The sequence below is a fragment of the Bacillus thuringiensis genome, from assembly GCF_022095615.2.
GTDB classification, from domain to species: Bacteria; Bacillota; Bacilli; order Bacillales; family Bacillaceae_G; genus Bacillus_A; species Bacillus_A cereus_AG.
Genome location: NZ_CP155559.1, coordinates 3,007,350 through 3,020,337, shown reverse-complemented (window position 1 = coordinate 3,020,337; position 12,988 = coordinate 3,007,350). Strand labels below are relative to the sequence as shown.

Here is a 12,988-nt window from a genome sequence, read left to right as displayed (position 1 = left end):
ACGCTTGAGGCGAAGTCTATTCTATAGCTTCGCCTATTTGCTTTGTATTCGAAGTTTGTGCGAGTGAGAGTGTGTATATTCATTTTTTAGGCTGAATTGCATGTGAAATCAAAACTTTATTTGTAGTACATAATAAATACAGTTGTTATCCTTTTTTAATCACATGTGGATATAGGCTAAAGTTGATGTATCATCCTATATTAAAATAAAAATAAACCACTGTTCGATTTGAATATTCCACGATATAATGGTGAGAGTTTATGACAGAATAAATATTTACATAAGAAGTGAGGTACTGTATGAAAAAAAGAACGACAGACATTATTTTTATTATTATCGGTGCATTTCTTTTTGCGTTAGGTGTGAATTTGTTTGTTATCCCGAACGAGTTTGGTGAGGGTGGAGTAACAGGTATCACGATTATTACGTACTATTTATTTGAATGGTCACCAGGCTTAGTTAACTTAATTTTAAATGCGATTTTGTTAATAGCTGGTTATAAATTTTTGAATAAGATTACAACAATTTATACGATTATCGCTGTAGTTACGAACTCGCTATTCCTTCATTTGACAGAAGGTTGGACGATTGCTTCGGATGAAATGCTTGTAAATGCCATTTTCGGAGGAATATTTATTGGGTGCGGGATTGGTCTTATTATTCGTGTTGGCGGAACAACAGCAGGTACTACCATCTTAGCAAGGATGACGCATAAATATTTAGGATGGAGCATTAGCTATGGTTTATTGTTCTTCGATTTAATTGTTGCGTTTTCATCTTATTTCATCATTGGTGCAGAAAAACTGATGATAACAATTATTATGCTATATGTAGCAACGAAAGTGATGGAATTTGTAATTGAAGGATTAAATCCGAAAAAGGCCATTACAATTATTTCTGATAACCCGAATGAGATTGCCGGGAAGGTCACTACCTTAATGGGCAGAGGGGTTACCGTGTACTCAGGTCATGGCTATTATACGAAAACTCCGAAGGAAATCCTTTATGTTGTTATTAATAAGCAAGAAGTAGTGAAGCTAAAACGGATTGTTCAAACTACAGATCCTGCTGCGTTCATCGCTATACACGATGTTCGTGACGTATTTGGAGAAGGATTCGTTGATATTTCTAAAGCATAGAAATTACTTTTCATTAAAATAATCTTAATACTAAAACGTAAGAATCTATTTTGAATAATCTTTTTTCAAAATAGATTCTTTTTCTTTTTCTTGCAAAAAAACCAATTGTTTCTTAATGTAAGAAATGTAGAAGGATGAACAAGAGAGGGTTTAATGAAGATGATACATATTTTATTAGCTGATGACGATAAGCATATTAGAGAGTTGTTACATTACCATTTACAAAAAGAGGGGTTTAAAGTTTTTGAAGCAGAAGATGGAAAGGTAGCGCAAGGCGTATTAGAGAAAGAAAATATTCATCTTGCGATAGTAGACATTATGATGCCGTTCGTTGATGGCTATACGTTATGTGAAGAAATACGGAAGTACCATGATATACCTGTTATTTTATTAACTGCGAAAGATCAGTTAGTCGATAAAGAAAAAGGATTCATTTCTGGTACGGACGATTATATTGTAAAACCATTTGAGCCAGCTGAAGTCATTTTCCGTATGAAAGCATTGTTGCGCCGTTATCAAATGCTGAGTGCAGACATTATTACACTTCATGGGACGACAATTGATCGTAAAGGTGTTGAAGTAAAGTGTAACGGTCAAACGATTTTACTTCCATTGAAGGAATTTGAATTATTATCACAGCTCGCTAGTTATCCTGGAAGAACATTTTCAAGAGAAGAGTTAATTGAATTAGTATGGGGAATGGATTTTGAAGGGGACGAACGAACGGTTGATGTTCATGTGAAGCGACTGAGAGATCGTTTCTCAAAACGAACTGATGATTTTCAAATTACGACAGTGCGCGGACTCGGTTATAAGTTGGAGCTGAAATAAGATGAAATCACTATATTCTAGATTTGTTTTTATGACAGTGGGGATTATGCTTCTTAGTAGTATTATCGGTTTTTTATTAACGAACGTATATTATCAAGTGAAGTTAAAACCGTACAATAGTGAGAAGATTTTAGCGTATGCGGAAGAAGTTAAGTCATTATATGAAAAGCAAAGTGAAGGAAATCAAGAGGCATACTTGCATTCTATTGCAAAGTTAGGATATGAAATTTATATTGTCGATGATCAAAAGAATGGAAAGCGTATCGGGAATGCATTTCGTAAGACGTCTATTAGTGATGATACCGTACATAAAGTATTGCATGGCGAAACATTTAATGGTGTTTCTACGTATCCCACGCGTCTCTTTATTACCGGTTTTTTTGATAATGAGTTAATTAATAGTGTCGGTGTCCCAGTACAACACGGGGATAAACAGTACGCATTATTTATTCGTCCTGACATTCAGAACCAATTTGGTGAGATGCGAATTTTCTTAGCGGTTTTACTTGGGTTTATTGTGTTATTAAGTATTATTTTTATAGCGATTGCAGCAGGTTATATCGTTCGCCCAATTCGTAAATTTACGAAGGCTACGCAAAAAATTGCGAGTGGTGAATATGAAATTGAATTAGACGTAAAACGAAAAGATGAAATAGGAACGTTATCTACAAGCTTCCAAAAGATGACGAAAAGTATAAAAGAACTAGATGAAATGCGACAAGAATTCGTTTCAAACGTTTCACATGAATTCCAGTCGCCGCTTTCTTCTATACAAGGTTTTTCGAAGACGTTGCAAACAGAAAAGATGAGTGAAGAAGAAAGAAATCATTACTTACAAATTATTGAGGGCGAAAGTAAGCGAATGTCTAGTTTATGTAAACAGTTACTCACGCTTGCTTCATTAGATAAAGAAGAGAAAGTGTTGCAAATAAAAGAATTCAATTTACAAAAGCAAATTAAAGATGTCATTTTTATGCTCGAATGGAAGTGGCGTGAGAAAGATATCACTGTTGAGTTTGATGTGCCGGACATTACAATACAAGGCGATGAAAACTTACTTCATCAAGTATGGAGTAATATTTTTACGAATAGCATTAAATTTTCAAACGATGCTGGGACCATTGAGTTTTTTGTCGAAGAGTTAGAGTCTAGTGTCATTATCTCGATATCCGATAACGGAATCGGTATGGAAAAAGAAGAAATGGATCGTATTTTTGATCGTTTTTACAAAGTAGATACGGCAAGAGCAAGAAATGTAGAAGGTAGTGGTTTAGGGTTATCTATTGTGCAGAAGATTGTTGAACTGCATCATGGAAACGTTTCAGTGTATAGTACGAAAGGGGAAGGGACTACTGTTCGGGTGGAGCTTCCAAAATAGATGGAAGAGGCTGTTTGGGAACGGCCTCTTCTTTTTTGTCGCTAGTATACGTGTAAAGTGAAAAAATGTGAGCCATTTTAATTACATAATTGAACGAGTTTGTGGAGTGAGATCAGGAGGAAGTTTATTTGAAAATGTAGAATGTCTACAGAGTTATAAGGATTTTATTGAGACTTTAACTATTTAGGGAGGAAATTACTTTGAAACGAATTGATTTGTTATTAAACGCACTAGATTCAACATTCGATAAAGAGAGTTGGTATGCACCGTTTAAACAGGCTATAGAAGGACTTACAGCTGAACAGGCTATTTGGAAACCAGCTGGAGAGACAACGAATACCATTTGGGAGAACGTTAATCATCTCATTTATTACAAAGAAAGACTTGCTGCAAACTTGGAAGGACGTGAATGGACACATAATCTTGACGGTAATGACACCTTTTATCTTACTAAGCAATCTAATGATGATACGGAATGGAAGGACGTCGTTGACCGTTCTGAAAATGCTCAACGTAATTTAAGACAGGTATTGAGTGTAATTTCCGAACAAGAGCTTGAGCAAAATTCACTTGAGGGGAAATTACTGGACATTATGCTTCACGATGCTTATCATACAGGCCAAATTATTCAATTAAGGAAAATGCAGGGGGCATGGCCATCAAAGCGTTAACTAAACGATTTAGTTGGTGCTATTGTTGAATAAAATTTAGATATTCAAACGACTTTATTGTTATATTTTTAGTGAAGTATTTTACATCCAAAATTAAATAACTATATGTTTAACCCCGTCCCCAATTTAGAACGGGGTTATGTTTGTTCTGCTATAAAGCCGTACCTTTCCCGCGCTCTACTTTAAATCGAACCCCAAAAGTATCCGCTGTAATTTCATCAGCTTTCGGCAAAGCCCTTAATTTCGGATGAAGTAGCCATACGAGAGAAATAAATAAAATCCCGATGCTAGCGAGTGCGAAAATGAGTTGGCTACTAAATACATTCGCAGTGTATCCGCCAATTAAAGAACCAAGCGGCATAGCGATTGTACCTATGCTTCGCGTGACTGAGTTGATGCGTCCGATATATTGATTTGGAATTACAATTTGACTAATTGTCGCAAATAATATGTTGGTTGCACCAATTGGAATCCAAGCTAGGCCGAATAAAAAAATAGATAGCCATTGAAACGGTACGATTGTAGAGAGAAACCAAAAGATAGCGCCAGTCGCAAAGCCAATAATAGAGACACGACCAACATTACGTTTACCAACCCATGAACTGAATAATGCACCAATGAGACTACCTGCTGATATAGCAGCTAAAAAGAAGCCATATGATTTCACGCCTCCTAAAGAATCAGCGAAAGAAGGGAGTATCGCCATCGTCATACCAATTGAAAAATTAGCAACAACTGAACCGATTAAGAATACGCCCATTAATGAACGGAAGACAATCGAAAAACCTTCTTTTAAATCAGTGAAATATTGTTTAGTTGATAGCGATGTATTGGTTTCTGTTTGCTTTGGCATTTTTAATGAAAAGAACAAAAGGGCAGTAATCGCGAATGTAAAGGAGTCGATTACATATAAGGTAATTGCGCCAAACAGTGCTACTAATATGCCAGAAAGAGTCGTGCAAATTAAATCAATGCCTTGATACGCAAATGAAAAGAGTGAATTTCCTTTTAATAGTTGTGTTTTATGCAGTAGAAGTGGTAAAGCTTTTGACTGTGCAGGATAGGCGAATTGTTCGATAAAAGCTACGATGGGCATGATGATAAGTAGTAGTTGAACGGTTAGTAGATCGAAGTAGTGTGTAATAGGAATGATTAAAATAAGAATGCATTGCAGAACTTGTGTAATGACGAGTGTGTTTTTGATTGACCATCTATCGACGAATGGCCCAGTAAGAAATTGAAGTGCAGAAGGTAATAATGTAAGGAAACCAGCTAATCCAGAATAGAAAGGACTGCCACTTAATTTATATACGAGCCACATTGCGGCTACATAATACAAACTATCTCCTATGTTTGTAAAAATTCTTCCTAAAAATAATAAGAGGAAATTCCGGTTTTTCAATATGTCCATTTAATCTACTCCTTTATAAAAAATTTATTCGGTAAAATAAAATTGACCGTTTACGTAAAAAAAATCGTATTACGATTTTTCTTCTTTTTTCACAAAGCGCTGCATCGCTCGTTCATCGATTTGTAGTGCAGTAGTAGAAATATAATAAGATTTACTATTTGGATCTTTATCTGCGTCTTTTGCGATCTCATTTAATTCAGCCATTAATTCATGAAACTTTTTCACCCATACTTGAAATTGTTCTGGCGTTGCATCAAACTCCCAGCAGGACGAAACATAGTTCCACTCAGCTGGATCTTCGCTTACTTTTCGTAATGTAAAAGCTTCTTCTGGTGCGGCGAGAATATGGCTTTTCGTTCTTTCTGTCATTTGTAAAAAGATTTGGCGACCTGATTCACTTAATATTTCTAAATGAGGTAATAGTTCAGCAGCAGGGGTAAAGCCTCTAGCGACAGATTGATAAAACTTTTGAACGATGCCATTCTTTTCTTCTGTATAAACAATTTCTATAAAACCATTCTTTTCTAATTCTTTTAAATGATAATGAATTTTCGCCCTTGGAATGCCGAATTTTTCAGATAGTAATTGTCCTGTATAAGGACGTTCGCATAGACGCATCATCATTTCGACACGTAGTGGATCGCTTATTGCTTTTAGTTGGCTATAAGTAGTTAGTGTTAACATGGGCTTCAACATGATCAACTCCTCAAATAAAATTACTCGGTCAATATTATTTGACTGAATTGTATCAAGGATTCGAATTTTTTTCAATAATTTCTGAAAATTTAATCTACCCCTCTGTAATCTTCTGTTCATATTCCGTTCATATTTCTTTTTTATGATTAGTGCATAGAAAGAAAGAGGAAGGGGCGAGCGAAATGTTTTTAGCTCTGCGTGAATTAAAACAATCAAAATTAAGATACGGATTAATCGGACTGATTATGGTGTTATTATCATTTTTAGTCCTTGTGATTTCAGGATTAGCAAATGGATTATCATATGATAATGCTTCATCGATTCAAAATATGGAGGCAAATAAGTTTGTATTAGCAGATGATGCGGAAAATAAATTACTTCGTTCACAAATTAAGCAAGATGATGTAGATAACGTAGTAAATCAAGTAGGCGAGAAAGAGGCCGTTCCGTTTCGTGTGAAAATTTCAACTTATGAAAAGAAAGATAGTTCAAAAAAAGTGGATGTTGCTATTTTCTCAAGTGAACGCGATTCATTTTTAGAACCGAAAATTGTAAAAGGTGAGAAATTAGGTACAGCAAACAACGAAATGGTTGCTGATGAATCAATTAAAGAAAAAGGAATCGATATTGGAGATACAATTATTGATCCTGTTTCAAAGAAAGAATTTAAAATCGTTGGATTTACGAAAGATCAAATGTTTAGCCATACACCAGTCGTTTATGTAAATGAAGACGTATGGGGTTCTATCTCTCAACCAAATCAAAAAGATTATAGTGCAATTGCGCTTAATACAGATAAAGACATTAAAAATGCACATGTTATCGACAAAAAAGAAGTATTGCAAAGCATTCCAGGATTTAAAGAAGAACAAGGAACATTAACGATGATTATTGCGTTCTTACTTGTTATCGCAGCGTTACTAATTGGTGTATTCTTCTACGTAATTACATTACAAAAAACACAGCAATTAGGTGTATTAAAAGCAATCGGTACGAAAAATTCTTATTTAGCAAATAGCTTAGTCATACAGGCGTTATTCTTATCAGTTGTGGCGATGATAATCAGTATTGTTCTTGTACAAGGGTTAGAACAAATTTTACCAGCAGGTATGCCGTTCTTATTAACAACACCGATGATTGCACAATATGCAGCAATCTTTATCGTCATTAGTATTTTAGGAACACTTATTTCGTTATACCAAGTATTAAAAGTTGATGCATTAGAAGCAATTGGAGGCGGGATGTAATGACTTCATTATTAAAATTAGACAAAGTAAGTAAAGTGTACGGAGAAGGGAATACGGAAGTAACAGCCCTTCATCCGATGTCGCTTGATGTGAAAGCTGGAGAGTTTATTGGAATCGTCGGTCCTTCTGGATCAGGGAAAAGTACGTTATTATCAATCGCGGGTGCATTACTATCACCATCAAAAGGGGATATTTACATTCGTGAGCAAAATATTACGCAGCTATCGGAAAAGGAAATGACAGACATTCGTTTGAAAAAAATCGGCTTCATTTTCCAATTCGCAAATCTTGTTCCATATTTAAATGTGAAGGAACAGTTGCTTTACATTGCAAAGCTAAAAAAAGAAAGTAAACAAGAATCTGAAAAACGTGCGGATCATTTATTAGCAGCATTTGGATTAGGCGAAAGAAAAAATCATTATCCAAATCAATTATCTGGTGGAGAAAAGCAGAGGGTTGCAATTGCTCGTGCGTTCATGAACAATCCAGATTTAATACTAGCAGATGAACCAACGGCAAGCTTAGACTCAAAACGTGCACGTGAAGTCGTTGAAATGATGAAACGTGAAGTGAAAGAAAGTCAAAAAGCAGCAATTATGATTACACATGATGAAAGAATGCTTGATGTATGTGATCGTATATTGACGCTTAGAGATGGGAAATTGGTATGATGAAAAAAGAACTCTTACGATTGTAAGAGTTCCTTTTTTTATTTTGTCATCCATTAACAAGAGGAAGAGGGAGGGATACTTTGTGGAAACCGGAATAAATTTTCGGGATCATATTTTGCTTTTATTTTCCGTAGCTTATCGAAGTTTGCTCCGTAATATTCTTGTCCGAAATTTTCGATGTTTTGGTCTGGAACATTCACATAAGAACCAGTTACATAAGGTTTTATTAGTTGGCGTACTCTTTCAACTGATGCTAGATTAGCAGCTTCTTCGGATTTGTCTTTCCAGCTAGCAGTCCATTCCGTATAAAATAATGGGCTACGCCAAAAGAAAGCTGTTTTACTGCTAGGTACTTTACTTATAGCACCGCCCCAATTAATAAAAAAGAAATTAGCTTCTGTTCCAGTAGCTTCTTCTAAAAATTGTTTCATAATTGAAATAGGCTCTTCCGGCCAAAGGTTCAGTGCCCAAGCCGAAGAAAACTTAACGCTTTGATCAGATCGACCAGGGATTGGCTCATCAGGATCTAAGAAATCGATAGCGGCTGGGTAAGGTAATTCTTCTATAACAATTTGTGTTGGAGTTCCAGCACTTGTTAAAGGTTCTAACAGTTCTATGAGTTCACTTTTGGAACCTAAAAAAATACCTTCTGCATGACAAAGTCCATTTATTTTGCTGTAAATTTCAAGTAGGCACCCTAATCGTGAGTCTACAAAAGGAGCCCATTCTTGCCAGACTTTGAAAACAGTTTCTAACTGATCCCATGGCCAAATGATATTAAAAACAGTGGCAGTATTTGGGGCGCGATGAAGTTTCAATGTGTATTCAGTATTGTATCCGAAGTTTCCGCCGCCACCTCCTCTAGAGGCCCACAATAAATCTTTATTGCAACATGGATCCGCTTGAATGATTCGGCCTTTCGCATCGACCGTTTCTAAAGCTATAAGGTTATCACTTATTAGACCGATTGTTCGTGAAACGACTCCAAATCCTCCTCCCATTGTAATGCCGCCGATTCCAACTGTTGGACTATCTCCAAACGGTGACATAAAACCCTCTCTAGCTAGTCCTTTTACAAGTGGGCCGACGTGGATTCCAGTTTGAACGGTTGCTATACCATTCTTTTTATCTAAACTTACTTTGTTCATATCACTTACATCGATAACAATGCCGCCATTTACTACAGAAAGGTTTTTATCTAGCGCATGTCGACCGCTTCTGACACGTAACGGAACATGATTTTCGCGAGCCCATTTAATGGCGTTACTGACATCATATGAACTTTGTGCAAAAACGAAGACGAGGGGGAAGACATCAACGTAAGGATTCCAATTCTTAATAGCTTCTATATAACCGGGGTCTCCTTTGTATATGACTCGTCCTGTGAGTTTTGTTGAACCCATGCATTTCACTCCTTAGAAATATTTATAGATGTCGTTCTAATGTAGCGGTGGAAAATGGTCATGTAGTAATTAGAAGAATAAGAACTTTATGGGAGGTAGGATGAACATATCATGTAGGTACTAATAGAGGCTGAATATATGGTGGTTTAGAGGATTTGAAAAGCTTTATTGCTACACAAGTTCTATTAGTAGTGTATGAATTGAGAGTTAACAATGTTAAAGAATTGTACATTTTCCTATCAGCATGACTTTGGAGAATTACAATATGAGTGAAAGGCTTCTAGTTTGGTTAAAGCATAAGGAATGAATATGAGTTTGAAATTTGATCAATGTATTTGTTTTCTGGGGTAGTATCAGAGTGAAAAAGTAAAAGGTTTACTATTACAAAAATGATATGTGAATAGAGAGAATTCTATTTTAGAGGAATAGTTAGTTCATAAACTGACCTATATTTGGTCTTTGCCTTAAGAAGCCGATGCAATGGTTCTTAAGGCAGAGACCGTAGATTATATAATTTAAATTATAACTGTCTTATAAAAAACTTTTAATTTTATTGCGTGCAAGTAATAAAACGCCGCCTAGTACAGATAACATGCCTAAAGCCATATTATTTGATTCTTCACTACCAGCGTTAGGAAGTTCTCTAGCATTGTTGTTTGTATTTGTAGTACCAGTTTTTGTTTCTGTTTGTTTCGATTGAGATACTTCATTAATTTTGTTATCAACATTTTGCTTCGTTGTATGTACCTCAGCTAATTTGTCATCAATTTTTTTCTCAGTATGTTTAAAGTCGTTGATTTTAATATCTAAGTCTTGTTTTTTCTTTGTTAAATCATCTGAAACAGTTTGTTTCGATTGTTTTATTTCGTTAATTTTATTTAGTAACTCTTGTCTAGCTGTTTGTAATTCAGCTAGTTTGTTTTTTACATCTTGCTTAGCAAGTTCTAAGTTAGCGGAAAGACTATCTAAATTGCCTTTAATTTTTTTTAGTTCCTCTAGCGTGTTCCCAGTATTCGGCTTATTTTCTTTTAACTCAGCAAGTTTGTCCTCGGCAGTTTGTTTTGCTTTCTTTAACTCAGCTAATTTTTCATCTACTTGTTTTTTAACGTCCTTAAGTTCATTAACCTTTTGATCAATGTTCTCTTTATGTTGCTTCATTTCATTCACTTTTTCATCGACAGTTTGTTTATGTTCTTTAATCTCATTCACTTTGTTATCGATATTTTGCTTATGTTCTTTTACTTCAGCAACTTTATCTTCTACTTGCTTTTTATGCTCTTTAATCTCAGCGATTTTATCTTCGGCGATTTGCTTGTCTTGCTGAAGTTTTGCATCTAACTCTTGTTTACGTTGTTTCATCTCGTTAATTTTTTCATCAGCAACTTGTTTACGCTCATGTAGTTCGTTAACCTTCGTATCAACATTTTCCTTAACTTGGTTAAGTTCATTCAATGTTTGATCCACGTTTTCTTTGTGCTGCTGCAATTTCGCATCTAACTCTTGTCTATGTTGCTTAATTTCAGCTAATCGATCTCCCGTGCTTTGCTGAGGAGTAGCATCAGTTACTTCCGCATGAGCAGAGTTTGCGCCAGCAATCATTGCTAAAGCTAGTGTAGACGCAGCAATTGTTTGTTTTGTTTTCATATTTTTGTACCTCTTTTCTTTCATATGCATGAGCTGTTTTGTGTAAAATTGAGCATATAGAAGTAGATTATTTTATCATTATATACCATGTTAGGCGCTTAGAGGAAGGATTTGCATAATAATCTATGATTATGTAATTCTTATAGTCTCTTATTTTGGAGTAGGGGACAACTCTTTAGTTAGATGAACAATTTCTTCTATAGTAAACTGTAGATCTTTACTATTACGAATAACAAACAAATAATCAGCCTCGTTTTCTACAGGATCTACCACATCATCGTGAAGGGATTCAGTTTGTTGTCGATCAAGTACTTCTTTGAAACTAGAATATCCACCTCTAAAAATATTCGTACTTCGCGTGCTTCGAGCCACTCTTTCATAAAGTACATCATCTGGAATATCAAAATGAACGAGTACACGTACATATTCCTCTTTCTGAAATAATTCATTTAGCAAATACATTCGTCCGTTGCGGCTTCTATTTGAGTTGCAAATAATAAGGTGTAAATTTGTATGTTCTTTTGCATAATCAACAATGAATTTTGAAAGACCATGCTTAAATGTATTAGGGCCCTTAGCCGGCTGTAATTTTTCATAGTGCGTGTTAATAAATTCTGCTTGGTTATCTTGATCCATAACGAAAGAGTGGGGTAACTCTTTTTCTAATGCTCTTGCAAATGTAGTTTTTCCGCTGTGTGTTTTTCCTACAGTAATAATGACGAATCGTTTCATATTGGCCTCCATTTATATTGTTATAAGTTGAAATATTCCGTGTGAATTGAAATCTTCCTGCTAGAAAATAAGTAATTTGTCGGAGTGAGGAGAAATGACTCGATATGTGCGGGTAAAAGTGTTTTGTAATTGTTTGACAGACGGTTGACCTTTACACTATACTGTAAACAACTAGTTACAGTATGGTGTAAAGGATACAGTGAACTGAAAAGGATGGTTGGTATGGAAACTTTTACTGCAAAGCAGATTACAGAAATTCTTCAAAAGGAAGGGACGAATATAAATTTAAGAACTGTGCGGTATTATACGCAAATTGAAATTGTGCCTCCTTTAGAGTTAGTAGGGAATAAAAGGGCTTATACAGAGAAACATTTACATTATTTTCGGGCGATCATCACACTATCAAAAACAGGAGAAACACTTGCTTCTATTCAGGAAAAGTTGAAAGAAATGTCTCTTGAAGAAATTATAAAAATTGGGGAACGAATGACTTTTTATCAGTCGGATAAAATTCTTCAGCATGAAACACATAAAGTGAATGATGATGTGTTCATTACTTTAAGTACGAATGTTTCAGATGAATTGAAGCAACAAGTCATTAACTCTGTTTCACAAATTTTAAAAGGAGAAAAGTGATGGAAATCAAATTAGCGAAGTCGATGATTGAAAATGAAGAAGGAACGAACCATGTATTAATTGAAATTCCGGATTCTTTGTCTTACGTTTCAGCTGAAATTGCTATTTCTCTACCGAGTGGTTTATCTCGATCTAAAAATGTGAATGGATTTTATGAAGATGAATTTGGCACGATTTTTATTGATAATATTTCTGGAAAACTACAACTTTTAATTGAATTTTTCACTGAAGAACCAGTGTCATGCGGAAAAGAAATGATCGCTGTGAATGTAATTTATAAAGATAAAGAAGGCCAAGATACGTGTATAAATGAGTTTATCCTGTTGTTAATTGCTCGAGAAGACGAGATGGATGAGTTAGTTGTTAATAAAGAGGTAACTGATCTTGTGAAAAGGTTTCTGATAGGAGAAATAGTGGCTGAAGAAGGTGAAGATAACGGATTTGTTAACATTCGGCCGAAAATACAACAAATAAATAATCAATTCTCTGAGCTAGAAAAGAAATATCGAATTGATTTTTAATATGAAGT

13 protein-coding genes are annotated in these 12,988 nt (G+C 35.1%); 8 read left to right on the top strand and 5 right to left on the bottom strand.

All coding sequences use genetic code 11. The features are described from left to right. Positions 1–299 precede the first annotated feature (299 nt). From KZZ19_RS15690 to KZZ19_RS15675, 4 genes are all read left to right on the top strand, one after another. Entirely contained in the window at positions 300–1,139 is an 840-nt protein-coding gene (locus tag KZZ19_RS15690; protein WP_000747488.1) for a YitT family protein, read from the top strand. A gap of 153 nt (positions 1,140–1,292) precedes the next feature. Further along, on the top strand, positions 1,293–1,970 hold the full coding sequence (locus KZZ19_RS15685; RefSeq protein ID WP_000781972.1) for a response regulator transcription factor: 678 nt from the start codon (positions 1,293–1,295) through the stop codon (positions 1,968–1,970). A gap of 1 nt (position 1,971) precedes the next feature. Further along, a complete protein-coding gene (locus tag KZZ19_RS15680) occupies positions 1,972–3,348 on the top strand; it encodes a sensor histidine kinase (protein WP_088096989.1) in 1,377 nt (458 codons plus the stop codon). 200 nt (positions 3,349–3,548) lie between these two features. After that, positions 3,549–4,019: a DinB family protein gene (locus KZZ19_RS15675; protein ID WP_237980886.1), complete on the top strand. Its 471-nt coding sequence runs from the start codon at positions 3,549–3,551 to the stop codon at positions 4,017–4,019. A 151-nt stretch (positions 4,020–4,170) separates the two neighbouring features. Here KZZ19_RS15675 and KZZ19_RS15670 read toward each other — a convergent pair whose 3' ends face one another. Together KZZ19_RS15670 and KZZ19_RS15665 are read right to left on the bottom strand one after the other, a co-directional pair. Continuing rightward, positions 4,171–5,430: an MFS transporter gene (locus KZZ19_RS15670; RefSeq protein WP_237980887.1), complete on the bottom strand. Its 1,260-nt coding sequence runs from the start codon at positions 5,428–5,430 to the stop codon at positions 4,171–4,173. A gap of 69 nt (positions 5,431–5,499) precedes the next feature. Next, the gene (locus tag KZZ19_RS15665) at positions 5,500–6,126 is read right to left on the bottom strand and encodes an ArsR/SmtB family transcription factor (RefSeq protein WP_237980888.1); all 627 of its coding nucleotides are present in this window, start codon (positions 6,124–6,126) and stop codon (positions 5,500–5,502) included. A 182-nt stretch (positions 6,127–6,308) separates the two neighbouring features. On the opposite strand from KZZ19_RS15665, the gene KZZ19_RS15660 reads away from it, so the two are divergent. Next, positions 6,309–7,373: an ABC transporter permease gene (locus KZZ19_RS15660; protein WP_128280547.1), complete on the top strand. Its 1,065-nt coding sequence runs from the start codon at positions 6,309–6,311 to the stop codon at positions 7,371–7,373. Beyond that, positions 7,373–8,044: an ABC transporter ATP-binding protein gene (locus KZZ19_RS15655; RefSeq protein ID WP_029442791.1), complete on the top strand. Its 672-nt coding sequence runs from the start codon at positions 7,373–7,375 to the stop codon at positions 8,042–8,044. The genes KZZ19_RS15660 and KZZ19_RS15655 overlap by 1 nt, the downstream gene beginning before the upstream one ends. Before the next feature lie 53 nt (positions 8,045–8,097). Here KZZ19_RS15655 and KZZ19_RS15650 read toward each other — a convergent pair whose 3' ends face one another. The 3 genes from KZZ19_RS15650 to KZZ19_RS15640 form a co-directional block, all read right to left on the bottom strand. Further along, positions 8,098–9,447 (bottom strand): FAD-binding oxidoreductase, encoded by a 1,350-nt coding sequence (locus KZZ19_RS15650; protein ID WP_088096985.1) that lies wholly within the window; start codon positions 9,445–9,447, stop codon positions 8,098–8,100. Between the two features lie 531 nt (positions 9,448–9,978). Then, positions 9,979–11,091: an LPXTG cell wall anchor domain-containing protein gene (locus KZZ19_RS15645; RefSeq protein ID WP_088096984.1), complete on the bottom strand. Its 1,113-nt coding sequence runs from the start codon at positions 11,089–11,091 to the stop codon at positions 9,979–9,981. Positions 11,092–11,241: 150 nt separating this feature from the next. Beyond that, positions 11,242–11,835, bottom strand: coding sequence for an ATP-binding protein (locus KZZ19_RS15640; protein WP_226545200.1), 594 nt, complete (start codon positions 11,833–11,835; stop codon positions 11,242–11,244). A gap of 210 nt (positions 11,836–12,045) precedes the next feature. On the opposite strand from KZZ19_RS15640, the gene KZZ19_RS15635 reads away from it, so the two are divergent. Beyond that, positions 12,046–12,459, top strand: a complete 414-nt coding sequence (locus KZZ19_RS15635; RefSeq protein ID WP_088096982.1) for a MerR family transcriptional regulator — start codon at positions 12,046–12,048, stop codon at positions 12,457–12,459. Further along, positions 12,459–12,980, top strand: coding sequence for a hypothetical protein (locus KZZ19_RS15630; protein WP_237980889.1), 522 nt, complete (start codon positions 12,459–12,461; stop codon positions 12,978–12,980). The genes KZZ19_RS15635 and KZZ19_RS15630 overlap by 1 nt, the downstream gene beginning before the upstream one ends. Positions 12,981–12,988 lie beyond the last annotated feature (8 nt).